This window comes from Paenibacillus maysiensis, from assembly GCF_000520815.1.
Lineage (GTDB): Bacteria > Bacillota > Bacilli > Paenibacillales > Paenibacillaceae > Paenibacillus > Paenibacillus maysiensis.
The window spans coordinates 19,487-45,498 of the sequence record NZ_ASRY01000319.1; the positions used below are offsets into that span (position 1 = coordinate 19,487).

The 26,012-nt window shown below is 43.6% G+C and carries 26 protein-coding genes and 4 pseudogenes; 22 read left to right on the forward strand and 8 right to left on the reverse strand.

Translation table 11 applies throughout. The annotated features are described in order from the left end of the window. Positions 1–106: 106 nt before the first annotated feature. Positions 107–1,309, reverse strand: coding sequence for a glycosyl hydrolase family 28-related protein (locus L696_RS0125780; protein WP_025686203.1), 1,203 nt, complete (start codon positions 1,307–1,309; stop codon positions 107–109). 298 nt (positions 1,310–1,607) lie between these two features. Here L696_RS0125780 and L696_RS0125785 point away from each other — a divergent pair, with 298 nt between their 5' ends. The 8 genes from L696_RS0125785 to L696_RS0125820 all read left to right on the forward strand — a co-directional run bounded on the left by L696_RS0125785 (position 1,608) and on the right by L696_RS0125820 (position 8,464). After that, positions 1,608–2,336 (forward strand): YheC/YheD family protein, encoded by a 729-nt coding sequence (locus L696_RS0125785; protein WP_025686204.1) that lies wholly within the window; start codon positions 1,608–1,610, stop codon positions 2,334–2,336. 42 nt (positions 2,337–2,378) lie between these two features. Continuing rightward, a complete protein-coding gene (aepX, locus tag L696_RS0125790) occupies positions 2,379–3,278 on the forward strand; it encodes a phosphoenolpyruvate mutase (protein WP_025686205.1) in 900 nt (299 codons plus the stop codon). Further along, positions 3,278–4,438 carry a phosphonopyruvate decarboxylase gene (gene aepY / locus L696_RS0125795; protein WP_049827526.1) on the forward strand — a complete coding sequence of 387 codons (1,161 nt, stop codon included), beginning with the start codon at positions 3,278–3,280 and terminating at the stop codon, positions 4,436–4,438. The genes aepX and aepY overlap by 1 nt, the downstream gene beginning before the upstream one ends. Continuing rightward, positions 4,435–5,547, forward strand: coding sequence for a 2-aminoethylphosphonate aminotransferase (locus L696_RS0125800; protein WP_025686207.1), 1,113 nt, complete (start codon positions 4,435–4,437; stop codon positions 5,545–5,547). Before aepY ends, L696_RS0125800 begins: the two co-directional genes overlap by 4 nt. A 16-nt stretch (positions 5,548–5,563) precedes the next feature. Further along, positions 5,564–6,304, forward strand: coding sequence for a YheC/YheD family protein (locus L696_RS0125805; protein WP_025686208.1), 741 nt, complete (start codon positions 5,564–5,566; stop codon positions 6,302–6,304). Positions 6,305–6,461: 157 nt separating this feature from the next. Further along, the gene (locus tag L696_RS0125810; RefSeq protein ID WP_025686209.1) at positions 6,462–6,818 is read left to right on the forward strand and encodes a nucleotide excision repair endonuclease; all 357 of its coding nucleotides are present in this window, start codon (positions 6,462–6,464) and stop codon (positions 6,816–6,818) included. A gap of 110 nt (positions 6,819–6,928) precedes the next feature. Next, positions 6,929–7,873: a helix-turn-helix transcriptional regulator gene (locus tag L696_RS0125815; protein ID WP_025686210.1), complete on the forward strand. Its 945-nt coding sequence runs from the start codon at positions 6,929–6,931 to the stop codon at positions 7,871–7,873. A 66-nt stretch (positions 7,874–7,939) separates the two neighbouring features. Then, entirely contained in the window at positions 7,940–8,464 is a 525-nt protein-coding gene (locus L696_RS0125820; RefSeq protein WP_025686211.1) for a DinB family protein, read from the forward strand. Here L696_RS0125820 and L696_RS0125825 read toward each other — a convergent pair. The 4 genes from L696_RS0125825 to L696_RS0125840 all read right to left on the reverse strand — a co-directional run bounded on the left by L696_RS0125825 (position 8,397) and on the right by L696_RS0125840 (position 10,996). Then, positions 8,397–8,933 carry a Crp/Fnr family transcriptional regulator gene (locus tag L696_RS0125825; protein ID WP_025686212.1) on the reverse strand — a complete coding sequence of 179 codons (537 nt, stop codon included), beginning with the start codon at positions 8,931–8,933 and terminating at the stop codon, positions 8,397–8,399. The genes L696_RS0125820 and L696_RS0125825 overlap by 68 nt on opposite strands. Positions 8,934–8,969: 36 nt before the next feature. Next, positions 8,970–9,710 (reverse strand): SDR family oxidoreductase, encoded by a 741-nt coding sequence (locus L696_RS0125830; RefSeq protein ID WP_025686213.1) that lies wholly within the window; start codon positions 9,708–9,710, stop codon positions 8,970–8,972. A gap of 28 nt (positions 9,711–9,738) precedes the next feature. Next, positions 9,739–10,317, reverse strand: coding sequence for a TetR/AcrR family transcriptional regulator (locus L696_RS0125835; protein WP_025686214.1), 579 nt, complete (start codon positions 10,315–10,317; stop codon positions 9,739–9,741). 133 nt (positions 10,318–10,450) lie between these two features. Then, complete coding sequence (locus L696_RS0125840) at positions 10,451–10,996, reverse strand: glutathione peroxidase (protein ID WP_025686215.1); 546 nt, start codon at positions 10,994–10,996, stop codon at positions 10,451–10,453. A gap of 270 nt (positions 10,997–11,266) precedes the next feature. Between L696_RS0125840 and L696_RS0125845 the strand changes: the two genes are divergently transcribed. From L696_RS0125845 to L696_RS32875, 6 genes and pseudogenes are all read left to right on the forward strand, one after another. Continuing rightward, entirely contained in the window at positions 11,267–11,998 is a 732-nt protein-coding gene (locus tag L696_RS0125845; protein ID WP_025686216.1) for a YheC/YheD family protein, read from the forward strand. A 429-nt stretch (positions 11,999–12,427) separates the two neighbouring features. Next, positions 12,428–13,630, forward strand: a complete 1,203-nt coding sequence (locus L696_RS0125850) for an acyltransferase family protein (RefSeq protein ID WP_025686217.1) — start codon at positions 12,428–12,430, stop codon at positions 13,628–13,630. 358 nt (positions 13,631–13,988) lie between these two features. After that, entirely contained in the window at positions 13,989–14,450 is a 462-nt protein-coding gene (locus tag L696_RS0125855; protein WP_025686218.1) for a hypothetical protein, read from the forward strand. Between the two features lie 151 nt (positions 14,451–14,601). Then, a pseudogene (locus L696_RS32835) lies at positions 14,602–15,440 on the forward strand (transposase); the annotation flags it as partial. Between the two features lie 171 nt (positions 15,441–15,611). Further along, positions 15,612–16,058: a GNAT family N-acetyltransferase gene (locus tag L696_RS0125875; protein WP_025686221.1), complete on the forward strand. Its 447-nt coding sequence runs from the start codon at positions 15,612–15,614 to the stop codon at positions 16,056–16,058. Positions 16,059–16,080: 22 nt separating this feature from the next. Next, positions 16,081–16,223, forward strand: a pseudogene (locus tag L696_RS32875) (Rrf2 family transcriptional regulator); the annotation flags it as partial. A 157-nt stretch (positions 16,224–16,380) separates the two neighbouring features. On the opposite strand, the gene L696_RS0125880 reads toward L696_RS32875, so the two are convergent. Then, entirely contained in the window at positions 16,381–16,815 is a 435-nt protein-coding gene (locus tag L696_RS0125880; RefSeq protein ID WP_025686222.1) for a hypothetical protein, read from the reverse strand. 164 nt (positions 16,816–16,979) lie between these two features. Here L696_RS0125880 and L696_RS32245 point away from each other — a divergent pair. Both L696_RS32245 and L696_RS0125885 read left to right on the forward strand, forming a co-directional pair. Further along, a pseudogene (locus L696_RS32245) lies at positions 16,980–17,108 on the forward strand (tRNA-binding protein); the annotation flags it as partial. A gap of 197 nt (positions 17,109–17,305) precedes the next feature. After that, complete coding sequence (locus tag L696_RS0125885) at positions 17,306–18,181, forward strand: DMT family transporter (RefSeq protein ID WP_025686223.1); 876 nt, start codon at positions 17,306–17,308, stop codon at positions 18,179–18,181. A gap of 76 nt (positions 18,182–18,257) precedes the next feature. Here L696_RS0125885 and L696_RS0125890 read toward each other — a convergent pair whose 3' ends face one another. Further along, positions 18,258–18,998: an SDR family NAD(P)-dependent oxidoreductase gene (locus L696_RS0125890; protein ID WP_025686224.1), complete on the reverse strand. Its 741-nt coding sequence runs from the start codon at positions 18,996–18,998 to the stop codon at positions 18,258–18,260. A gap of 154 nt (positions 18,999–19,152) precedes the next feature. On the opposite strand from L696_RS0125890, the gene L696_RS0125895 reads away from it, so the two are divergent. Continuing rightward, a complete protein-coding gene (locus L696_RS0125895; protein ID WP_025686225.1) occupies positions 19,153–20,058 on the forward strand; it encodes a LysR family transcriptional regulator in 906 nt (301 codons plus the stop codon). Positions 20,059–20,064: 6 nt separating this feature from the next. On the opposite strand, the pseudogene L696_RS29985 reads toward L696_RS0125895, so the two are convergent. Further along, positions 20,065–20,238, reverse strand: a pseudogene (locus L696_RS29985) (JAB domain-containing protein); the annotation flags it as partial. A gap of 245 nt (positions 20,239–20,483) precedes the next feature. Between L696_RS29985 and rlmN the strand changes: the two are divergent. The 5 genes from rlmN to L696_RS0125920 all read left to right on the forward strand — a co-directional run bounded on the left by rlmN (position 20,484) and on the right by L696_RS0125920 (position 25,965). Beyond that, positions 20,484–21,581, forward strand: a complete 1,098-nt coding sequence (rlmN, locus tag L696_RS0125900) for a dual-specificity RNA methyltransferase RlmN (protein ID WP_025686226.1) — start codon at positions 20,484–20,486, stop codon at positions 21,579–21,581. 133 nt (positions 21,582–21,714) lie between these two features. Beyond that, complete coding sequence (locus L696_RS0125905) at positions 21,715–22,416, forward strand: dihydroorotate dehydrogenase electron transfer subunit (protein ID WP_025686227.1); 702 nt, start codon at positions 21,715–21,717, stop codon at positions 22,414–22,416. Further along, positions 22,397–23,329 (forward strand): dihydroorotate dehydrogenase, encoded by a 933-nt coding sequence (locus tag L696_RS0125910; RefSeq protein WP_025686228.1) that lies wholly within the window; start codon positions 22,397–22,399, stop codon positions 23,327–23,329. The genes L696_RS0125905 and L696_RS0125910 overlap by 20 nt, the downstream gene beginning before the upstream one ends. A gap of 252 nt (positions 23,330–23,581) precedes the next feature. Beyond that, positions 23,582–25,231: an ATP-binding protein gene (locus L696_RS0125915; protein WP_155985475.1), complete on the forward strand. Its 1,650-nt coding sequence runs from the start codon at positions 23,582–23,584 to the stop codon at positions 25,229–25,231. After that, positions 25,228–25,965: a response regulator gene (locus L696_RS0125920; protein WP_025686230.1), complete on the forward strand. Its 738-nt coding sequence runs from the start codon at positions 25,228–25,230 to the stop codon at positions 25,963–25,965. Before L696_RS0125915 ends, L696_RS0125920 begins: the two co-directional genes overlap by 4 nt. Positions 25,966–26,012 lie beyond the last annotated feature (47 nt).

Sequence of the window (26,012 nt, forward strand, 5' to 3'; positions counted from 1 at the left end):
AATAGAAGCCTCCAATAATGTTCAAGTACGCGTCAATCTGCCGATGCCAGAATCACACTGACATATTGTAACGGAAACGGACGTACTCGCATAGTACATAATTCTACTACCGATTACGGTTGCCTGTATTCACATTATTGCTCCCACCCTCAATACTGACTGATTTGCCCGAAGTATCTGTGATGTTATCTTTAATTTCATTGGAGCTTGAATCGGTGACACGTATTCCTATGCTGGAAAATCCGGAGTACGTAGTCATCTCGTTACCGATCACCTTATTGTTGTTTGCACTGGAAAGGCGAATGACTGCTTCCGGGTTGAGTGAAGAGTTGGTCTGAAAGAACTTATTGTCTGTAAATGTGTTGCCATCCGATTGGACCAGCAGACCTTGCAGGGATGCATTTTTCACCGTATTCCCGTATACGTTGTTACCTGTCGCTCCAGTCAATACAAAGATTCCACGCGGGTAATTTTCAATCACATTATTGGTTACGGTATTGTTGGCACCGTTATTAGGGATACGAATGCCAGCATATCCGTCAGATTGATGGGTTTTATTAATGATTTGATTTCCAGTGACCGTCGTGTACGTTGCGCGTGACAGATTGATCCCACTGCCTCCACCCGAGTTGGTAATCTGGTTGTTCGTAATATTTACGTTGCGGAATTCACCTGCTGGAAAGCTTTCGTGTCCGGTAGCAATAGCATGTCCATTATTCCGGTCAAATCGGCTGTTGGTAATCTCTGAATCTCTGGTTCTGCGAAGCAACGCTCCAATCGTTGTATCGCAAATCTCCACGCGATCCAGCGTGAGGTGTGATACGGCCACATCTATAATAATACCGCCTACCTGACTTTCGCCGCGGGCTTCACGGTCCGTACGGTCTGCATCAATCGTAAGATTAGATAACTTCACGTTTAATCGGTCAGAATTGTCTCGTAGAATTGGATTACCAATAACATATTGGTTTTTGGACCCTGTTTTTTTGAAAATCGTTTTGCCCATTCCATCACCGTTCAGACTGACCCCCGCATATAAACGGATCGAATCGTCAACCAAGTATGTGCCTTTTGGGAAATAGACGGTTCCCTCCACTCCCTGATCGTAGAAATACTTTAACGCATTCTGGATTTCCCTGGATTGTGAGGAATTCGAGTTGGGTTTAACGCCAAAATCCTTGGCATTAATCACATTGTCGGCTGCTTGGGCCACACGCGGGTTTCCTCCTATAGAACCTTGAATAACGAGAGCAATGACGGCTACCAGCAACAAGCTGAGCCTGGCCTTTCGATTAAAGATACTAGACATTTTAAACACTCCTTCTAACAAGATTGTTGAAACAATTACATAATTACCCTTAATATATCGGTTAAAATGGGTTATATTTCAAGTCTTAACTTAAATAAATAGAGAGTCTTTTAATTTGTTTTCAGCTTGCCCGGCGGGCTTGCGGACTTGGTCCGAACCCCGAGCCTGTCCGAAAGGTTGTGCCGTTGTGTGACATGAATCTTGGTTTGTAGCAGAGGTAGCGGCCCACGCAGAAGGGGATCTGGATGCATATGCATACTGTATGCGCAAAAACCCAAAAAGATAAGAGGGATGACAAGTGCCCATTGGAAAAATGAAAAAGCATAAAGAAATGTTTCAACATCCCGTTTTGCGTCCGCATTTACCTGAAACCCACTGGTTTACGGATTCAAGGACCTCGCGGATGCTGAATACCTATTCATCGGTCTTCATAAAACCTAATCACGGGAGTGGTGGCAGCGGGATCATCCGGGTCAAGAGATTGAAAAAAGGATATGAGGTTCGTAGGGGTTCAAGTCGAAAGGTTGTTGGATCTCGTTTTGTCTTAAAAGCAATTAAGTCATACCGGAAATCCAGACACCGGTATTTGGTACAGAAAGGACTTCGATTAGCTAAGTACCACGGGTCGATTTTTGACACGAGGATATACTTGCAGAAGCCAAGGGGGGAATGGGTTATTTCCGGCGTGGCCGCCCGTGTCGCGGCACCTCATAAATATGTTACCAATTATCTTAAAGGAGGGCATGCAGTATCTTTGCATCGAGTGCTTTTCAGTCTTTTTAAGCACAACCGCACGAAAGCGGATGCCTGTTTTCGTAAAATCTCCAAACTATCCGTCATCATTGCCAAAACGATCAATGAACGGCATCCGGTTCGCGAATTGGGGGTCGATATTGCCATAGATAAAAAAGGGCGTATTTGGATTATCGAGGCTAATTCACACCCCGGACATATGTTATTTACTCAAATTCCCGATCCTACTATGATCAACACGATCATGAGAAACAAGAGTCTTATACGAAAGTAGATTCCATGCACGTTATTTTTAAGGGAGAAGGAGTTAGTTTCAATGAAAAAAACAAAGCAGCTTAGAGACTTGGTCAATTCCCAAAAACCAGAGTTTATCATGGAAGCCCATAATGGTCTGTCAGCTAAAATTGTGGAGGAGGCGGGGTTTAAAGGAATTTGGGCCAGCGGGTTATCCATCTCTGCAGCGATGGGAGTAAGGGACAACAATGAGGCCTCCTGGACGCAAGTATTGGATGTTTTGGAATTCATGAGTGACGCTACCTCCATCCCGATTTTACTGGATGGAGATACGGGGTACGGCAACTTCAATAATGCAAGGCGGCTGGTGAAGAAACTGGAGCAGCGTCATATTGCGGGGGTATGCATCGAAGATAAGCGGTTCCCCAAAATGAATTCTTTCATTAACGGTCAAGGGCAGACCTTGGCTGATATCGAAGAGTTTTCCGGGAAAATTAAAGCGATGAAAGATACGCAAACGGACGCGGATTTTACGGTGGTGGCCAGAGTAGAGGCGTTTATTGCCGGGAAAGGGCTTAAGGTGGCACTGCAGCGGGCGGAGGCGTACCGGAAGGCAGGAGCCGATGCCGTATTTATACACAGCAAAAGATCGGATGTCACAGAGATTGAAGCGTTCATGAAGGAATGGGCCGGAAGATTGCCGATAGTGATCGTGCCTACCAAATACTATACGACTCCAACCGTCAGGTTTCAGGAGATGGGGATTAGCCTCGTGATTTGGGCAAACCATAATTTGAGAGCATCCATTCAAGCTATGAAACAATTATCTGACCGAATTTATCGGGATGAAAGTCTTGTTCATATCGAAAAGGACGTCGCAACAATCGAAGAAGTATTCCGCCTTCAAGGGGTCGAAGAGCTGCAAGCTGCGGAACGAAAATACCTTCCATCGTCAGAACCGGATTCGGGTGAGCGCGTATAATGGACACGAAATTGTTAGGAGAAGAGCTGAAAAAACTAGGATTTACCTTTTTCAGCGGTGTTCCATGCTCCTTCTTGAAAAGCTTGATCAATTATGCCATAAACGAATGCGATTATGTTGCAGCGGCTAACGAAGGGGATGCGGTCGCCATTGCATCCGGAGCTTATATAGGGGGGAAGAAGTCGGTAGTCCTTATGCAAAATTCAGGACTGACCAACGCTGTTTCGCCATTGACCTCTCTTACTTACCCTTTTCGTATTCCGCTGCTTGGATTTGTCAGCCTGCGTGGAGAACCGGGGATACATGACGAGCCTCAGCATGAACTAATGGGCCAGATTACAACGCAAATGCTGGATTTGATGGATGTGGAATGGCAGTATCTCTCCAAGGATTTAGAGGAGGCCAAAAATCAGCTGATCCAGGCTAATGAGCAAATTGCCCGACATCGCCCGTTCTTTTTTGTCGTTAAGAAAGGGACTTTTGACAAAGAACCATTACAAAAACAGCAAACCTCCATTCATTTAAATCAGATCCGGCAGCATGGTCATGGGGACCACCAAATGCCTACGCGGTATGATGCATTAGCTGCGATTAACTCCATGAAAGACAGTAATACCGTACAGCTCGCAACAACTGGTAAAACCGGGCGCGAACTTTATGAAATTGAAGATGCGGATAACAACTTGTACATGGTAGGTTCTATGGGATGCATCGGTTCCTTTGGACTAGGGTTGGCTCTGAGCCAATCAAGCAAAAACATCGTCGTGATTGACGGAGACGGATCTCTGTTGATGCGTATGGGGAGCCTGGCAACCAACGGGTATTACCATCCAGCCAATATGGTTCATATTCTGCTCGATAATAACGCCCATGAATCAACAGGCGGGCAAAGTACGGTATCTCATAATATTGATTTTATAGATATTGCCGCTTCCTGCGGGTATACAAAGTCGATTCTTGTTCACAGTCTCGAGGAACTGAAATACTTTTTACAAGAATGGAAATTAAATAAGAAACTTACATTTTTATGCATGAAAATATCCAAAGATTCCAAGGATCAGCTTGCTCGTCCGCATATGAAGCCTCACGAAGTAAAAGAACGTCTGGAGCGTTTCATTCATAACGATCCTTTGAAGGGCAAGGAAGTGGGTGGTTCATGAGTTCTCCCGTCAAGAAAAACATTTTGCTTACCCCTGGTCCGGCAACGACGACAGAAAGTGTGAAATGGTCACAGGTGGTTCCGGATATTTGTCCTCGTGAAGCCGAATTTGGCCAAATCATGGAATATATTTCTACAGAGCTTACCCGGCTGGTTGCAGACCCGGATCATTATGCGACCATATTGTTTGGCGGATCGGGTACTGCAGCGGTGGAATCCATCATCAGTTCGGTCCCGAATCACGATGCAGTGGTCATTGTCAGCAATGGAGCCTATGGAAAACGGATGTGCGAGATAGCGAAGGTTTATGGAGTGGACTATTTTGAATTCAAAAGTCCTCCCGATGATGCTATTGATTTGGCTGAATTAGAAAGATATATCCAATCCTCCGAACGCACCGTCTCCCATCTGGCCGTCGTACATCACGAGACGACAACGGGCCTGCTTAACAAGATAAAGGATATCGGAGAATTGTGCAAAAGGTATCAAATCGACATGATTGTGGATGCCATGAGCTCATTTGCGGCCATTCCAATTCAATTGAAGGAAATGAACATTGCCTACCTGGCGGCAAGCTCCAACAAAAACTTACAGGGAATGGCCGGGGTTTCGTTTGTGATAGCCGACAAAAGCAAATTGGAGAATTTGAAAGGCCAGAAACCAAGAAGTTATTATTTGAATTTGTATGCTCAATACCGCTATTTTGTGGAACATGGGCAGATGCGGTTTACTCCTCCAGTCCAAACCTTATATGCGCTTAAACAAGCGATTGAGGAATTAAAGCAAGAGGGGGTGGATAAAAGGTACGAAAGATACGCGACATCCTGGAAAACCTTAATTAACGGGTTAGCCCGGTTAGGTCTAAGCTATATCATTCCCGAAGAGCATCATTCCAAAATCATTACCTCCATTCTTGAACCTCATTGTGCAGGTTATGATTTTCAATCTATGCATGATTATTTTTACAGCAAAGGTATTATGATTTATCCCGGCAAGCTTGAGAAACTAAATACGTTCCGGATTGCCAATATAGGTGATATCACGTATAAGGAAATGGAGTTATTTTTGGAATGGCTTGAACGCTATCTCAGTAGCATAAAATGCGGATGAGAAAGGTGGAGTCCCCATGGCATCAGCAGCAAAAGATAAGTGGTACAAATATTTGTTATTGAGAAGACATGCGTCTCTGAGGTCTTACGTCCCCGAAACGAAGCTCCTGAAGAGGTATAATTTTTCGAAACTTCTCTCCAAGTACGGGCATGTTATCGTGAAACCGGTGTGGGGGAGTCGTGGACGGGGAATCTTTCAGGTCTCCTGGTTAGGAAACCATAAGTACATCGTACATTACGAGAATAAACAAGTTTTAGTACGGGGCAGAACCAATACGTATCATTATATTAGAAGAAAAATCGGGAACGCCAGTTATATGGTTCAACGCAGAATTACTCGTCCGACCATCCACAAACGCCCTTTTGATATGAGAGTCATCATTCAACGGAGAATCCACTCATCTGTATGGGTAGTCACAGGAAAGGTTATCAAAGTTGCAGGCAAAGGCTATATTGTATCCAATAATACACGGAGTAAAGGGACATTGCTCAGCTTTAAATCCGGCATTAAACAATCTTCTGTTCGGCACTTGTCTGCCAGTGCATTAGAGTCCCATATTAATCGTATTTCCATCCGTTCCGCGAAGAGATTAAGCGCCTTTTTTCCGGGACACCGTATATATGGACTGGACATTGGAATAGACCGGAAAGGACGTATCGGAATTATTGAAGCTAATCTTTATCCGGCAAGTTCCCATTTCCGTAAGCTGAAGGATAAAACGATGTATTACCGCATTACGGATTACAAAAACGGTTGACAGAAAATGAAAAGGTGGCTCTGTATTCATCAGGGTCATCTTTTTTTCATACAGTTTCTAAGTCGGGCATTTTAGTCATGGGGCAAGGATTATTGAATGGTGTTACATCGGGATTTGTGATAATATTTACACTTATATAAAACGAGGAAGTGACATAGTGATAAACATAACGATTCCAACCCCGGACATCACGATTACCAAACAGGTTAACCCTGAACTGAGCCATATTTACGGATTTACAGATTTCCACCTGATTCCCAGAGATAAGAGCGGTATTTTTATGTTTTACAACGCACAGGAGGAATTGCTGTTCGTTGGTAAAGCAAGAAAGCTGAGACAAAGAATCAAAAAGCATTTTGAAGACACCGTATCGCCGATGAAGGACAAGCGGAACGAAGTGGCGATTATTGAAGTTTGTATTGTAGAAGATGCGGTAGAGCGAGAAATCTATGAAACCTACATCATCAATTCACAAAAGGCTAAATATAACGTCGAAAAAGTGTTTTTCAAGTAATGAAAGCAACCTCCGTATGAAAAAAAGAGCAATAAGTCGCAGTGATTGCACTGTCCTTATTGCTCTTTTATATTAGTGTATGTAGATCCTTCCAGAGAGGGTGCCGTGGTATGAACAAAACAGACCGCCTGCTAGCCATCTTGCTAGAGTTGCAGCGTAAGGATATTTTACGAGCCGAGGATTTGGCAGCCATATTCGAAACGAGTGTAAGAACCATCTATCGGGATATTCAGGCACTAAGCGAATCGGGTGTACCGATTGTAGGCGCACCCGGCATTGGATATTCCCTGATGGAGGGATATTTTTTGCCCCCGGTGAGCTTTAGCGTGGGAGAAGCCGTGGCGTTGCTAATCGGGACAGATTTTGTCGAACAAAAATTTGATGCAGATTACGGCATCAAGGCGCAGGCTTCTCGCAGAAAGATTGAAGCTATTTTACCGGAGAGTGTTCGCAGGGAAGTTTCCCGGGTGCGTACGACCATCAGACTGCTCGCGGTGGGTGAAGGGGCAAATCGTAGAGAGAAAACCTATTTGGAAACGCTGCGTCTCGCTGTATTGGAAAAACGAAAGGTACGGTTCGGCTACTCCAAAAGAATGCCAGAGTCTGACGGGAATCGTCGAAGTGTGCGTGTGGTCGCCCCCTATGGTCTTGTACTGATTCGTGGTTCGTGGGTTTTGATTGGGCAGTGCGAATTGCGGCAGCAGTTCCGCCATTTCCGTTTGTCACGTATGAACGAGCTTATCGTGCTGGAGGACAGGTTTCAGTTGCCTGTCGATTTTAATTTGCAGAATTACAAGCAAACCGATGACCGTCATGTAAGTGTTCGCGTACTAGCCCGTTCAGATATCGCAGATAAAGTGAAGGAAGCGAACAATTTTTACATGGAGGCCATAGAGGAGCGTGTAGATGGATTGCATGTACTCTTCCGCGTTAGACAGCCGGAGGAATTACTGCAATGGATACTTGGATGGGGCGCGGATGTGGTCGTGCTGGAGCCTGAATCACTCCGGGACTGGGTACGTGCAGAAGCCGAAAAAATGTTGAAATGCTACTGACATAATGCTGTCAGTAGCATTTTTGTATAGTAAAGCTACTTGAAGGAGAGGGGCAGTTACTAATATATGAATACAATAACCGAAACATTGCAGCGTTTTGAAGAAACGGCACAACACTATCTTCTTGAATTGGACAGCTTTAGCTTGGAGCAATTGCAGTACAAGCCACAGGAGGGCGAATGGTCACTTGGACAAATGTACCTTCATTTGGTGAATTCGGCTCTTTATATGCATCTTAAGAACATTGATCTTTGTCTAAAGCCAGATGGAGAGATAGGGGCTAAAACGGAGGCAGGAACGGCCATTTTTGATCTGGGAGGCTTTCCGCCCGTGCGTATCCAGGTCCCGCCATCCCCACAATACACTCCCCCGCAACCAACTGGCAAAGAAGAAATTGTAGAGGGATTGAACGCGGTAATCCGCAAAATGAGAGAGCTTGAGCCGATCGTTGGGAAAACAACAGGGAAGTCTACCGTTTCTCATCCCAGATTCGGCGCGTTGAATGCTGGAGAGTGGTTTACGCTCATCGAGATGCATTATCGCCATCATCTTTTGCAGAAGGAGCGCTTGAAGCACGCAATAGCCGATTAATCGTCTCCCGGCGCAGCCCGATGAATTGGCCGATTTCCTCCTGCGTCAGCACGTCCGTTAACGTGGCGGGTGCGATGTAGGAGTGGAACCAGCGTTGAAGCTTCCGAAGCTTCTCGGCAGGTGACACTTCGGTGAGCTGGTCGATTCGTTGCTGCATCATGCGCAATTTATCCTGTAGCTGCAAAGCGATAGCCCGACATTGAGACGGGTCTTGCTCCAGTACCAGATACCATTCCTTTTGCGACAGAACCTCAACCTCAGAGGTTACCAGCGCCACCGCTGTACCATAATAAGGATTGGGACTGATCAGGGAGTGGTGCGGGATGATTTCATCGGGCACAATCACATTAACTAAAATTTGCGAGCCGTCTTCATGGACTCGGATAATTTTTAACAGGCCGCTCTTTAAGTGATATAGAGGGCCGGATTCCCCCTGCCGAAACAGGGTCTCGCCTTTGTGTAATATCATGAGCGTGAACAGCCTCCATTTCATGTATTCCGTCTTTTAAATGAATCCGCCGTTGACGCGAATTGTCTGTCCGGTAACCCATTGTGATTTGGCGCTGACCAGGAACTCAATCACATCAGCGATATCTTCCGGTTCACCGAGACGACCCATCGCATTCATTTTTTTCATGCCTTCGATCTGTTGCTCGGTTTTTCCTGCTTGAAAAAGCTCGGTGTTTACAGGACCGGGAGCCACAGCATTAATCGTAATCTGCTTATTTCCGAACTCCTTGGCAAGCTGGCGGGTAAATTGCTCCACCGCGCCTTTCGTACCCGCGTATACGCTATAGGTCGGAAACATTTGTCCGATGACGGACGTAGACAGGTTCACAATTCTTCCGTAGTTTTCCATATATTTCATCGCTTGCTGACAGGCAAAGAAAGTCCCTTTTACATTCAGTGCGAATTGTTTGTCAAAGTCAGCTTCGGTCACCTCAGCCAGAGGTTTGGTGATCATCAGCCCAGCGTTGTTAACCAGAATATCCACTTTGCCGAATTCAGCAATCGTATTTGTAAATAATGCTTCAATATCACTCATCTTGCCCAGATCAGCGTGGAGCGCTATGGCTTTTCCGCCTTTTTGAATAATGCCCTCCACGACTTCTTTGGCTTTGTCCGGACTGCTGGCATAATTGATGACTACATTAGCACCCAGATCAGCCAGTTGCTCGGCAATAGCACGTCCAATTCCTCTGGAGGAACCGGTGATAATCGCTATTTTCCCGTCCAAATGTTTCATAGGTATTTAACCCTCTTTCTATAATTTTTTAAGAGATTCCATTTTCTAAAAGAATCCACACATCCGAAAACTCCTGATCAATCGCAGGACTCTTCCATTCGTAAGCATGAGCGGGATGATGAAAACGGGCTGTGGCATAGAAAAGGGTACGCGCCAGTTGGGCTGGCTGATCCGATGTAATGTCCCCGTGTGCAATGATGTCAGCGAGCTGATTCACAATATGGGCGATATGCTGGTCGATTAAATCAGCGGCTTGCTCGGTGACCCGGGTATACATCTCGAACATTTCCTCGTCATCGCGGGCATAATACTGCTTGAGTTCGACCAAGGTCTGTATATATCGTTTTAAATGCGGCGTTCCCAGCAGGGATGAATCCTGACATACCTCCGTTAATGGAGCGATAATCTTATCATTCAGCCATTTTTCGGTCACGCCTTCGAGAAGCTCAGCTTTGCTTTTAAAGTGTCGGTAAATGGTGCCATGACTTACTCCTAATACTTTGGCAACATCGGTCACGGAGGTTTTGGCTACACCAAAACGTCTAAGTGTGTCTTCTGTAGCGATGAGAATCTGTTCCTTGGTTAAAATATCTGAGGATTTTTCCATAGAGACACGGTCAAGCTGCCGTGTGAGTCACCTCCTTGAAGTCAGGATAACACAAAGAGAATCAAATGACAAATATTTGTTTTTGTCATTTGATTCTCTTTTCTGAAATAATCCAAAGGAGTGAACGGAAAAACTACAATAGCGATTCGATGACAGGATCAATGGCACAGGGCTCCGTTGTTACTTCAAACCTTCCTTTTACATGGCCATCGCGATCGACCAAGAATTTAGAAAAATTCCACTTGATACCGTCGCCAGCGTATATTTCCGGATACTTATCCCGCAGGAAATCCTCCATCCATTGACCGTCCTTGGTCTGGGTATCGAAGCCTTGAAACGGTGCTTGTTGGGTCAGATATTGAAATAAAGGATGAGGAGATGGGCCCCTTACATCCGTTTTCTCAAATAGCGGGAATGTTACTCCATGGTTAATTTGGCAGAATTCCTGAACCTCCGAATGGCTACCCGGCTCTTTTTCATTGAATTGGTTACAAGGAAACGCAAGGATTTCAAAACCTTGTTCCCTCCGTCTTTCGTAGAGCTTCTGCAGATCAGCGAATTGACGGGAAAAGCTACATTTGCTGGCTGTGTTTACGATGAGGAGAACTTTTCCTCTATACGTTGAGAATTCAATCGGTTCTCCGTAAATTGAGGTTGCTTGAAAATTATAAATGGACATGTTAGCGTTCCCCCTCACGGTATTTTTAATATATCATATATCCAAAGTTGCTATTGGTCTAATATATAATTGAAATCGAACTTATAGGTATGTGCAATAATTACGCCGTGTAATGAACACTTTGCGCATCTCTCTCTTGAATCAAAGAAGGTAGGATAGGAGGGGTTTGCCTCTTTCATAGCAAACTGTGGCATTCGCCGTTACCAAGATAGAATATGGATGCATATTCATGTAATGCGTGCAAAAACCCAACAGAATAGAGGGATATTCGTGCCCATTGGAAAGATGATTCAATATAAGGAAATGCGACAACATCCCGTTTTATGTTCTCATTTGCCGGAAACCCGTTGGATTAGCAAGGCAAGGACTTTGCGCATGCTGGCTGCCTATCGGACGGTTTTCATTAAGCCCAATTACGGAAGCGGAGGGACTGGCATCATACGGGCAAAAAAGCTGGGGAGGAAGTATGAGATTCGTTGTGGCTCCAGTCGAAGAATTGTCAGATCCCAAGCGGTTAGGAGAGCGATCAGAACCTATCGGAGGCCTCATCGCCGTTATTTGGTACAGCAAGGACTTCGGTTAGCGAAGTACAAAGGCTCTATTTTTGACGCCAGAGTGTACATGCAGAAGCCGGAATCAGAATGGATCATTTCAGGGATAACCGGGCGTGTGGCAGCCCCATCCAAAGTCGTGACCAATTACCGGAAAGGGGGACATGCGGCTCCGATATCCAAAGTGCTTTTAAGAGTTTTTAAAAATGACAGAACGAAAATGAGAAGTACGCTGGATCAGATCATCGAACTTTCCAAAATCATTGCCGACACGATGGGGAAAAACCATTCGGTTCGCGAGTTGGGCATTGACTTGGCTATTGAGAAGAGCGGCCAGATCTGGATTATCGAGGCCAATCCGCACCCCGGACATATGCTGTTCACGCAACTCCCCAATCATAAGATGATTCGTAACATTTTGAAGAACAAGCGTCTGATTAAAAAACATTAGTATAGAGTTGCTCAAGCGCGTTGGAATCTCATTAATCAAAAACCAGTCGAAGCACATAAATAAAACAGATAAAGTGTTTAGAGTCTAGATTCGGAAAATAAAGTTGTAGACTAACCATTAATAAGCCGTTTCAGAACATCCTGGGTCTTTTACACAACGCCCGTCACACTTAAGAAATCGCTCTATGCATACAACAAAAAATCTTCCGCATGGGCGCACCTCTGACGGAGTCTACAACTTTATTTTTTAGAATAATCCCAGTTTGCAGTACGGACACCTTCTCCTAGATATCCAGTCTAATACTTTATTTTTTACTGATATCTATTTCAAATTCTCGTTATTCTCAAATAAAAAATGGTTAACGATGTGCATTTAATCGCGCAGCATCGCATGTTATAATAGCCTCACTAATGGAAGAAGAGGGGAAAAATGAATAAAGAGACATTTGAAAAAAAGCTATTCTATTTGGATGGCCTTAGGGGCCTCGCGGCATTTGCCGTGGTTATTTCGCACTACATACAAGTATTTTATCCAGCTGCGTTAACTGGAAGATCGCAACAAGCTCATTTTGAATGGGATATCTGGTACGGACATTCTCCGATTAATTTATTTTATAATGGACAATTTGCCGTTTGTTTGTTTTTTGTGCTAAGTGGTTATGTGCTCAGTGTCAAAATGTTTGAAAAAGAGCTCGATAGTGAGACCTTTCTAAAATTGTTGCATTCCAGCGCCCTACGAAGGTACATTCGGCTTGCCGTGCCGGCAGCGGTATCCGTATTGCTTGTGTATCTAGCAATTATTACGAATGCCTTTTATCTCCAAGATATATGGGGAACAACATGGACGGATATGAAAAAGAACTATTACGCTTTAGATACAAATATATATACCGTTATCAAGGCTGCTATTTTTGATCCGTTTTTCCATTTTGAAGCACATCCTTACAATCCAGTCCTTTGGACAATGAGCTATGAGCTATTAGGTTCTTTTTTGATATTCGGTTTTCTTGCTTTATTTGGACGAGTAAAAAAAAGATGGATTGTGTATGTGGTCTTATCCATTGCTTTTATTCAAACCTATTTTGTCGCTTTTTTGTGGGGAATGCTGCTTGCTGATTTGCTCAAGCACAAATGGGTCCAAAGTAAAATAATGAAAGTACTTGTGCTTTTAGTGGGGATTTACTTAGGTTCGGCGCCTTATACTTCATTAATGGGGACTATGTATGAACCTATAGAAGTGTGGACAAAAAATATCAATGAATGGATTCAATTTGACATCGACCCACGACTTCTTGCACGAACCCTGGGTTCTGCTATGATTTTGTTTGCTCTGATTCGTTCAAAAGTGCTGCAGCATGTGTTTGGATGGAGACCTTTTGTTTATTTAGGACAGATTTCATTTTCCCTTTACCTCATTCATTTCACTTTCCTAAATACGTTCTCCGCGTTCCTGTTTAGTAAAGTAGTTCATTTTTTAAATTATAATCTTGCCTATGCAATTACGTTTCTGGTTTCCATGGTGCCCTTATTTATTTTGTCGCATTATTATATGAAATATATTGATCAAAGTGCATTAAAACTAGCTCGAAAAGTTGAAAAAAAGATGACCGCTTACAAAAAAACGCAGAGTTGAAACCAACAATACTGCGTTTTTTGGTGGTAGATTACCTACTTTTGTATGGAAACTACAGGAAAATCATTATAGAGACATAGAGGGAAATAGTAAAAATAAAGCTCATTCTAGACCTTCAGAGCAAAGAACTTCAAAAAAGCGATTCAATGAGCGTGAACTTGTTGACAAGGATCTCGTCGAAAAATGTAGTCTCGTTTTTTAAGAGAATTTTTTTGAAAAAGTGGAAGTGAAATTAGATCCTAGCACATAAGGGAATAATGTCGTTAAATGTCGTATAATTGGTTATTTGGTAGAATATAACCTGTCATGTTATGATATTAGCGTAAAATTATAATTATATTGAGAGGAAGTTATGAGAATGACAAACAAATTTATGAAGATTATTGGTGTTAGTGCATTATCTATTTCTCTTATTACTGGGGTTGCTGGTGCTGTTTCGGCAAATGAAAATACAGCATCCAAAGAAGGAAATGAAGCCATTGGAATTTTTGCAATCCAAAACAATACGCTAGATTGGAATTTATCAAATAATACTACTGCAGACCCATCTACTTCATGGACAGTACAGAGTGGATATCCACATATTAACATGTATGTAAAAAATACAGGGGCAAAATCTTTTAGAGTTGAAGTAAAGCATAATACTAAGGGTACAATCATCTTTAATAAAACTATTGCACCAGATGGAGTAGGAGTAAATTTCATAAATAATGATAGTAATCCACTTGTTCCTTCAGGTACTTACACAGTGACTATTTACGGTGGATCAGGTGTGCCAAAAGGAACAGTTATACTTAAAGCTTCTAACACTCCTTGGTAAGCGTTATAATCTTGCAATGGGGCTGTCCCAAAAGTCATAAATAATGACTGAGGGCCAGCCCCTTTCTCATTTTTGTAAAACAAAAAGAAACCTTTCCTTGGTAAAATGGAGGTACCACCCACCCAACCACATACCAAAAGGAGAGGTTTCTTTGTACATCCAATATAGCATGGACCAACTTTACTTGCCAATGAGTTTAGAGGAAGATATTCTAGAAAATCATCTTGTCCGTTTAATGAACGAAGCTGTGAATCGGATTGACGACAATATTTTCGCTTCAGTGTATCCTGGGGGATGGCCGGGATAGCTATCATCCTAAAATGCTCACAAAAATCATCATCTACGCCTACTCCCAGCGTATTTACTCATCCCATCAAATTGCAAAATCAGTTCGCGAGCAGATCCCATTCATGTGGTTAGCTGCACGGCAAAGACCAGATTTCCGAACCATCAATCGTTTCCGTTCTGAACGTATAAAAGATGTTTTAGAGCATATCTTTACAGGTGTTCTTCAACTTCTCGTAGAGTCAGGTCATGTGAAATTGGAGCACTACTTTGTCGACGGCACAAAAATTGAAGCGAATGCTAACAAGTACACATTCGTTTGGGGAAGGCTGTTGTGAAATTTAAAGATCATTTACAGAAGAAAGTTCAGCCCCTTTTTGCAACGATTAAAGAAGCAGAACGGCAGGAAAATGCTGAACTTGTTAATCAGGATCTGCTTGAGTTAGGCGAATCCAGTTCCATCACGAGTGAAAACTGGAACGAGCTGTGCAGCAACTCGAAAGTACATTACAGGAGAATCATAAAGATAAACCGCTGAAAAAAGCGGTTCGTTTGGTGCGTAAAAATTTGTTGCCGCGCCTACAAAAGTACGAGCAGCAACAAGGAATTCTAGGTGACGGAAACAACTACAGTAATACCGATCATGCCGTGACCTTCATGCGAATGAAGGAAGATCATATGCGTAATGGACAACTGAAACCAGGCTAAAATGTATAAATCGGAAAAGATGTCATAAGAAAATAAAGTGTTAGGCTGGTTCTGTTTTATCAAGCTATGATGGCCTATTAGCGAAATGTGCTAATTATCTCTAATATATTGAATGTTTATTCGTTATATAGTATATTTATTCAATTATATATAAGAGGGGGAGTTAACATGTCATTTATCGTAAGAAATGCTGAACCTAACGATGTGAATGGTTTGACGGAGTTAATGTATGAGTATATTGTTGGTTTTTATAAGAATCCCGCACCGGCTGCTGAAAAAATACATAATTTGATTTTTAACCTTTTCGAGAAGCAAGCAGGTATACAGTTCGTAGTAGAGCAGGAAGGGGAGCTTGTTGGCTTCGCTACATTATACTTTGCTTTCAGCACAATGAGAGCAGATAAAATCACCATCATGAACGATCTCTTTGTCAGGGAGCCATACAGAGATACAGAGGTGGAATCCCAACTGTTTTTGGAATGCCGACGTTACTCACAAGAGCATGGGTATGCGTACATGTCCTGGATCACGGGGCCTAGCAATCAGCGGGCGCAACGTTTCTTTGAAGAAAAGGGCGCCGTCCAGGCAGATTGGGTTAACTATTCCATTATCTAAGTCATGGGTTCTTGGTGATTCGATGAAACAAATTAGCAGCCGATTTTCGATTGCAGTGCATACCATGCCATGATTACTTTACGCCCATCGTTATGTACAGGCAATTACATTGCCACAAGCGTCAACAGTAATCCTGTTATCATACGCAAAACCATTGCGCAGTTATGATCTATAAATCCCACAATGCGCTGTAAATCGGCTATTTGTCGATCACTTTTTGACGGTAGTTTTGTAACAGAGCATTTACTTCCGGAACGCTTGTTACGTCTTCTTTATAGGAGAGGGGGTAAAAGGAAGCCGCTCAACAAACTGGAGTATCATCTCAGAACTGTCTTGCACTCACTTGAAGGTCGTACAGAGATCCATCCGAGTTGGATATGCGAACTTCATAATTTCCTGATAAACCGCTGGAAACCAGTTGTTCAAAGGTTCTTGTTTTTTGTTTACCAGCCGGAACGTCAGAAGTCCCAAAATCTTCACCATTAATAATTACATTCACATGGACTGTGGAGGTGCCATTGTTTTTAACGTATAAATTTAGATGTTTCCCGTTTTGAGGGGATAGTGTGAAAAAGTCTTGGAAGCCCCCATGTCCTCTACTACGAGCGGAAACTATGGTTTCAACACCAGGGGAGGGAGGATTAACTCCATTTTTGGCTACTGCTTTAAGCACTGGATTTGGAGAGGCTGAAACATGAGATTCGGCAGATTGGGACAATAGCAACATCGTTAAGGAAAGAAAAATGAATTTTTTCATAGTAATGACCCCTTCTTAATTGGATGGTTTACTGTTATTGCTATTGGGTTTCTATGTACATGTTTTTGGAAGTAGCTTAGATTGTTATGTTGTTCCTATTTGGTTAGAATATAAACAGCTTGATTTTAAATTTAGGTATGAAGGGAATTTCAAAATGGCAAAAATCAAGTACTCAAATCACAAAAAGATATGTAGCTGAAGATATTGTGGGACAGCAGATAGTAGGCGTTGTTAATTTCCCTCCAAGACGCATTGCTGGCTGCAATTCTGAAGTGTTGGTTCTTGGAGGTATGTACCGAATGGAACACCCATCGGATAATCATGGATGGTTATTTTCAATCAAACATTCAAAGATGAGGTGATAGAATGTTAAAAGCTCCACTTTTTGAAAATGATGTACCTGTAGTCCTTCCGCGCCCTTAATGGAGTGGAAGTGATTACTTCTCTCCGCTGGGGCATCTACCCCAACTTATATTCGGAGGGAAATAAAATGAAAAATAATACGTTAGGTGCTATATATTTGGCTTTAGCCGCCAGCATTTGGGGCGGAATGTACATTGTTGTTAAGGTAGTTGTAGCTGTAATTCCACCGCTGGAATTGGTCTGGATGAGATATGTTGTAGCAATCATTGCACTTTTGGTGATTGGTTTTATTAAGCGCCAATCATGGAAAGTTCATAAACGTGATTTATTGCTGCTAGTAGTGATCGGAGTCGTAGGGAATGCAATTTCCATTGTAACGCAAGAATATGGGACAATGCTATCTTCGGCGCAAATGGGAGCTATCATTACTTCTTCCACACCAGCCTTTATGGTTATTTTCGCTAGATGTCTACTTAAGGAACGATTAACGTTAAAAAAAATCAGTTCAGTCGTTTTAGCTACAGTCGGTGTAACGTTGATCGTTGGGAATGCTCACGTAGACGAATCAAGCCAGCTTGGCGGTATAGCTCTACTTATTGCAGCTCTAACTTGGGCGCTCATGTCAGTGTTAATTAAACGCGTACCCGGACAGTATTCACCTCTTTTGGTCACGACCTATTCAATCTTGTTTGCCATCATCGTACTGACTCCTATGGTTGTAGGACAGTTGCCCCAAATTGACTTTTCCCAGTTGGCCAGACCAAAAATCTGGGGAGGAATTTTGTATTTGGGGATTATTTCAACCGCTTGTGCGTTCATTCTCTGGAATCGTGGTTTACAATTAATGAATGCTTCAAGCGGGGGGTTATTTTTCTTTTTTCAACCCTTGGTGGGAACCTTCTTAGGATGGATTCTACTGGGAGAACAAGTAGGTGGTACATTTTGGATCGGCGCGCTTTTCATTTTGATAGGTGTTTTATTGGTGATTAAAGAAAAAAAATAAAAGAGGATTGCTTGATACGACAAAAAAAACGGCTTCGGCCGTTTTTTTTATTTCAGCCAATTATGGAAACTTTAAGTTACAGCGTTTGTCCGCTGTCCACCGTAATAATCTGGCCTGTCATGGCTTCCTGTTCCAAGGCAGAGCAAATCATGCTGGCGATATCTTCGGGCGTGGAAATGTGCTGTAGCAGCAAATGAGGAAACAATTGTGTCATTTGATCCTCCCTCCCTGCCCACCATCTTGTCGCTACCGCTCCCGGCACGATGCAATTGACGCGGATATCTGGTGCTAAGGCTCGTGCTAACGATTTCGTCAGCCCGTGAACAGCCGCTTTAGATACGGCATAAGGGAGTGAGGAACCTAGTCCCGTCTGTCCCGCTATACTTCCAAGATTAACGATGGCTCCTTGTTTACTACTCTTCATAAAAGGAGCTACGGCTCTGGCGCAGTAAAACATGCCTTTTACATTTACATTAAAAAGATCATCCCATACCTCTTCCGTGGCCGCCTCCAGATCATCCATAGGAATGTGATGTGTAATGCTGGCATTATTCACGAGTACATCAACCGTGTCGAATTGCTGAACAATCTGGTCCACCATATCTCGTACCTCTTTGTCTTGGGAAACGTCCGCCTGTAACGCGATAGCACGTCCACCCTTTTCAAGTATCATTCGCACGGTTTCCTCTGCATCGTTTTTAGAGCGCGAATAGTTGACGACCACCGTAGCCTTTCGATCTGCCAGCGCCATGCATACAGCTCTCCCAATTCCTGTACCCCCACCTGTAACCAATGCTACTTTTTGATGTAAATCCATATACAATCGCTCCTTATCCGCTCATTTGATTTTGCTCCTGAAAAAATAAATACCATCTGATATATATTATTGTAGGGGATGTAGTTGGTTCTGTATAATTGAATTAAATGAACGGATCGTTCAATAAAAATGAATTCAGATCAGGAGTATGAGGATGGATATTAAAACACTCAAAACATTTCAAATGATCGTGAACTACGGCAGCTTTGTTCGTGCGGCGGAAGAGATGAATTATGCGCAATCTACAGTTACGATGCAAATGCAAAGGCTGGAGTCGGATATGGGAGTTCAACTGATTGAACGAGGCAAGAAAATAAAGTTAACTGAGGCGGGCAGGGTGTTTTATGAGCAAAGTCTGCACATTGTAAAGGATATGGAGCAATTGCAGAAGAACATGGAGGATCTGCAATGGGGCACCGTAGGCCATATTCGTTTAGGAGTGACCGAGCCGACCGCCAGCTACCGATTACCGGCGATTCTAAAGCGATTCTTATCCGATTATCCGAACATTCAGATCTCCATCGAGTTTGGAAATACCCCCACCTTGAGCGAGTGGATTCTCAAAGGGGATATTGATTTAGCGCTGTGTTCCGCACCAGATTTGGGCACTGAGCTATATTTTGAACCTTTATGTAAGGAGAATTTTGTGGTTTTGATGCCTGAACATCATCCGCTTGCCGAAAAAACAAGCATTGGGCCAGAGGATTTACAGGGACATCGGTTGCTTATTACGTCAGCCACCTGCCCCTATCGTCGCAAACTAGAAATGGTCATGAAGGAATATGGAATAACCACGTTAGATACCATGGAAATTGGCAGCATGACGGCTTTGAAATTCTATGTGGAAAGCGGGTTGGGTATTGCCCTTGTGCCCCAAATTCTAGTGAATCCCGTTCCGGCAGGAACAACGACGAGGGAATTAAGTGGCAGCCTGATAGATATGACTTTCGGCATTCTCTGTAAAACAACAGAGTATCCACTTAAGCTAGCAGGTTCAAAGCTTTATTCTGTGTTGAAGCAAGAGCTTAAGGGGGAAGCCTTTCAAAATAATCTGGACTGATGTTAACTACATGAGTCCCTCTTCCTTCATACTAATGAACGTTTTGTCTCCTAATATGACATGATCCAGCAATTCGATACCGAGTAAAAGCCCTGCGTCTCGTAATCGGAGGGTTGTGCTTACATCTTCCGAGCTAGGAGCAGGTGTACCTGAAGGATGATTATGACAGGCAACGATAGATGGAAGGTAATATACTCTGTTTCAAGTCGGAATTTCATACTGAAATTTTAGAGGATACATTTCGCCCGCCCCCTTGTGTTCATAATTAAAATTTGGGACAATGAAAGAAGTGTTTAAATAGCGAAGACTGCTTAAACATGCTATGATGCAATGATGGCTGAGACGAATGGTGAGTGCTTTGTTTTAAATAAAAGGATTGTATATAGAGGAAGACGAATTTTAACGTTTTGAAAAGAGGACCGAACATGAAAAAAGAATCCATTTATGGATTAACACTAGATCAGTTGACAGCATGGCTCATCGAGCATGGACATAAGAAATCCCGGGCGTTGCAGGTATGGGACGCACTTTACCGGAAACGGATCACCGATTTTGCTGCGATGACGGAGGTTCATGAAAATTGTACCCGCCTGTTGGCAGAACATTTTCCGATTGAAACATTGGAAGAGCATGTGAAGCAGCAGTCGGCGGATGGGACGGTCAAATTCTTGTTCCGTCTTCAGGATGGTAATTTGATTGAAACAGTATTGATGCGGCACAAGTTTGGGCTATCGGTATGTGTGACAACGCAGGTGGGCTGTAACATCGGATGCAGCTTTTGCGCGAGCGGGCTGTTGAAGAAGAGCCGTGACCTGTCCAGCGGTGAAATCGTCGAGCAGATTATGAAGGTGCAGTTGTATCTGGATCAGGAACGTCCGGGAGACCGGGTCAGTCACGTCGTTGTGATGGGGATTGGTGAGCCGTTTGACAACTTCGTGAACCTGTCCGACTTTATCCGGGTCATTAAGGATCATAAAGGGCTGGCGATTGGCCCGCGTCATATTACGGTTTCTACGAGCGGACTTGCCGATAAAATTATTGAATTTGCCGATTCCGATCTGCATGTCAATCTGGCGATTTCCCTTCATGCGCCGAATAATGAGACTCGTACCCGCATTATGAAGATTAATCGGGCGATTCCGATTGAGAAGCTGATGCAGGCGATTGATTATTATTTGGACAAAACAAATCGTCGGATTACGCTGGAGTATATTTTGTTAAAGGATGTTAACGATACCAAGGAGCATGCGCTGGAGTTGGCTGAGTTGGTAGGCCACCGCCGCAATTTGGCAAATGTAAACCTGATTCCATACAATCCGGTGGATGAGCATAGCCAATACCAACGGAGTGAGTCGGAGTCGATTACTGGCTTCTATGATGTTCTGAAAAAACAAGGCATTAGCTGTAGTGTTCGGCTGGAGCATGGAGTCGACATTGACGCGGCTTGCGGACAGTTGCGCAGCAAGCAAATCCGCAAGGATGCAAAAGATAGTCGCAATCCGGAACGCGAAGCGATTAGTTAATACAGAAGCGTACTCTTCAACAGGAGTACGCTTTTTTATGCCTGGATTATTGAGGAAGGTTCTATAAATGTGAAAATAGTCACGTAATCATTGCTGTTTTTACGTTATAGTGAGTGGTTAGTGGAGGGGTTATATGACTAACATAATTTCGAATGTGGCGCTCGTTCCGGGCATCTATGTGATGAAAATAGAGGGAACCTTTAAAGGGGAAATGGGCCAGTTCTACATGCTGCGCAGCGGGATGAGTTACCCACTGCTACCTAGACCCATTAGCATTTATGATATCGGAGAAGAGAGCATTTCCTTTTTATACCGGGTTGTTGGAGAGGGGACAAGCCTGTTTTCCCAGCTACAGCCGGGGCAGGAGATTCAGTTGGAAGGGCCTTTCGGCAATGGTTTTCCGCAGGTAGAGGGAAGCTTGGCTTTAATTGGCGGTGGAATGGGCACGGCTCCATTGCTGCTGGCTGCGAAGCATTACCCCCATGCGCACGTTTATCTGGGGTTTGCGCAGCAAGCCTTCGGGGTTGAGGCATTCGAAGCTGTGACGGCATCTGTGCAGGTCAAGGTAGGGGGAAGCATCGTCGAGCAGGTCGATCCGGCTCTCTATGCGAATATGTTTTCCTGCGGGCCGACTCCAATGTTACAAGCGCTCGCGATGAAAACAGCTGGCACGTCGTCCCAGTTATATATATCAACAGAAAGACACATGGCCTGTGGTATTGGCGCGTGTTTGGGCTGTACCATGCATACCCATGGAGGTAATAAGAGGGTTTGTAAGGAAGGGCCTGTATTCCCGGTAGAGGAGGTGGATTTTGATGATCTCCATGGCGTGTAATATTGCAGGCGTACCGTTCAAGAATCCGGTCATCATGGCATCCGGTACATTTGGGTTCGGGCGTGAGTATGCGGAATTTTACTCTCCTGAACTGTTGGGGGGCATCGTCGGCAAGGGTTTAACCCTTCATCCGAAGGCTGGCAATACCGGATCACGAATACATGAAACAGCATCCGGTATGCTCAATAGTGTGGGACTGGAAAATCCGGGTGTTGCGGCCTTTTTGAAGGATGAGCTGGATGACATGACACGCTGGAATACGGCTGTAATTGCTAATGTGGGTGGCTCCAATCTGGAGGAGTACGTTCAGGCCGTAGCCATGATTACGGAAAATGCGCAAAAACGACGCACGATGAATCGCAGAGGCGTCGATATGCTGGAACTGAACATTTCCTGTCCCAACGTCAAGCAGGGCGGAATGCAATTCGGCATCCAGACGGAGGTGGCGCGGGACGTCGTGCGGCAGGTGCGCAACGTAACGGCGCTTCCGCTGGTCGTCAAGCTGTCTCCAAATGCAGAGAACATCACGCAGATGGCGGTGATGTGCGAGGAAGAAGGCGCGGACGGTGTTTCACTGATCAATACATTTTCTGCGATGAAAATTGATATACGTCGGCGACGCAGTGTCTTCGCAAATACGTATGCAGGTCTTTCCGGCCCGGCGATCAAGCCGATTGCCTTGCGCATGGTTCATCAGGTGGCGCAGGCGGTATCCATTCCGGTGATCGGAATGGGCGGCATTAGCTCGGTGGAGGATATTATCGAATTTACGATGGCAGGAGCGGCTGCGATTCAGGTGGGGACGTACAATTTTGTCCACTTGCACGCAGGAGCTGAGCTGGTCTACGGTCTTGAACAATGGATGCAGCGGGAAAAGGTGCAGTCATTGGATGAGATACGGGGAATTTTGTGAATTTGGAACCTTTTTGCATACACTAATTCATATAAAACCGACTTGTCTTTTAAAGACAAGCCGGTTTTATTTATTTTACTGAAATAGCCAAGCTTCAACTATTTCAGATGGAGGCTGCGTTTGTTGTCGTGGGGTTTTTTTAGAGCTTGCAGATGAAGGAGGAATTTGTCAAACAGTGTCGAATAACAAGGGATTAGAGGAGCAGAAGACATGCTTTCTTCCCAATGGAGAGCTTGAGAAAGAAGCTAGGTGATGGGGTTGCGGTTAAAAGGTAAGTCGAAACCGAGGCGACAATTCAAAGTTTCGCTACAGTTCATGATTATTATTTTAGTTGTTTTAGTTATCATTATTTCCTTAATTATTTCCTTGCTTCTCATTCGTAATTTTGTGATTAACAAGCATTTTGATAATACGAAGGAAAAACTTTCGGGTATTGCCAAGGTGATTGCAAGTGATAGCGATGTTATTCGAAATGTCGAGCAGGGAGTTCCTGTGAAGCAGATTCAGGACTATTCGCTAAGAGTGATGAATGACGTTAATGTAGATTTTGTTGTCATTCTGAACCGCGATTTAATTCGACTATCCCATCCGAATGCAACGATGATTGGCAAACCGTTCTCTGATTTGAATGATGCCAGAAGAACGCTGTCCGGTCAGGGGCATTTTTCTGAAAATATAGGTATTTTGGGCTCAGGCTACCGATATTTTGCGCCGATATTTAATAAACAGAATGAGGTCATTGGCATTGTATGTGTAGGACTGACCATGAGAACCCTGAATTATGATCTGATGCAGGCGCAGTATACTATTTTTGGAGGACTGATGCTTGGGCTCTTTAGTGGAGTTCTGGGTGCCATCTTCCTGGCTCAAAAGATCAAAACGATTTTATTTGGGCTTGAGCCGCAAGAGATAGCAGCACGATTACGTGAAAAAGAAATTATTGAAAATGAGGTCGCTGAAGGAATTATAGCCATTTCGGCAGACAAGAAAATTATGCTCATGAACAAAGAAGCTCAGGCTAAGTATCAACTGGCAAACCAAGACATGAAAGCCCCGATTGGCGAGCAGCTAGATACCAACTTTTATAACGTGCTCTTCAAGAGAGTGTTTGATGATAAAAAGAAAATCAAGGATCGCTCATTTTATGTGAATGGTATAGAAGTCATTGCGACAGTAACGCCTATATATATTGAAAATGAGTTTTTTGGGGCAGTTGCAACGCTGCGCGACCAATCCGAGATGATTCATCTTAGCAACCAGTTAAGTGGTACAAAATATTATATTAACTCTCTTCGCGGACAGACTCATGAGTTTATGAACAAAATGCACGTAATATCCGGGCTGATTGAGATGAGGCAATATGCGGAGGTCAGTCAGTATATTCAGCAGCTAAATCACCGGTATCAAAATGAGGTAGGCTTTCTGACCGAGAGAATTAAAGTTCCGGCATTAGCAGGTTTTATTATGGGTAAAATCAACGAAGCACGCGAGCAGAATATTTCGGTTCTTCTTGAAGAAAGCTCGAATGTCTCTAATGTGGAAATGCAGGACATCGTTCATGATGTCATACACATTCTGGGCAATTTTTTTGACAACGCCATAGACTCGATTTTACAAAAAAAACAACCTGGTAGAATTGAGTTGAAATTGAACTATGAGTCTGAGGGAAATGTATTCATTCTAAAAGTGAAAGATAATGGTATGGGGATTGATTTTGAAATGCAAAAAAGAATATTTGAGCATGGCTTCTCAACCAAAGGAGAAGATAGAGGCTACGGCTTGAATCTGGTTAAAACCATGGTGGAAAATCATCAAGGAATCATTGAGCTTGATAGCCAACCGGGTCTGGGAACAAGTATATATGTAGAGTTGCCCTGTACATTGGAGGTGACAAATAAATGAAGGTTCTGATTGTTGAGGATGATCCGATGGTTGCTGAGCTCAATCAACAGTTTATTGAGCGCATGGACAATTTAGACGTTGTATGTAAGGCGGATACTGTAAATAAAGCACAGGATTGTCTTCAAAAATGGACGCCGGATCTGGTATTGCTGGACGTTTATTTACCTGGCAAAAGCGGACTAACTTTATTATCACATATGCAGGAGCATCAGTATCATGCGTCGGTTATTTTAATTACGGCTGCAAAAGACATTCAAACGGTGAAGGAAGCTGTATTTTATGGAGTTGCAGACTATTTAATTAAACCCTTTACATTCGAACGCTTTAAGTTGGCTGTTGAGAAAATCCAGCGTCTGGCCACGGTGATGGAGGAAGGGAACGGAATTAATCAAGCAGTCATTGATCATTATTTTAATAAAGAAGAGCATATGGATATGGAGAAGAAAGAACCTTCTGAAAACCTAACCAAGAATCTTCCCAAAAATCTATCCAAAAACCTGTCCAAACTGACCATGACCACGATACTGAAGAGCATCCAAGAGCTGGACGGTCCATTCTCGGTTGAAACGTTAGCCAGAGAAGTGGACTTGTCCCGTATTACGGTGAAAAAATATATTCAGTTCCTGGTGGACGATGGCTTCTTGATTGAATCGATAGAATACCACAAGGTTGGAAGGCCGCTAATGCTCTATCAGTTGAACCCTGATGTAAAAGAACCGCCATTTCCATTGTAATCTGGAAATAGCGGTTCTTTTTTTGTCCAACAAGAGTGTCGAGCTTT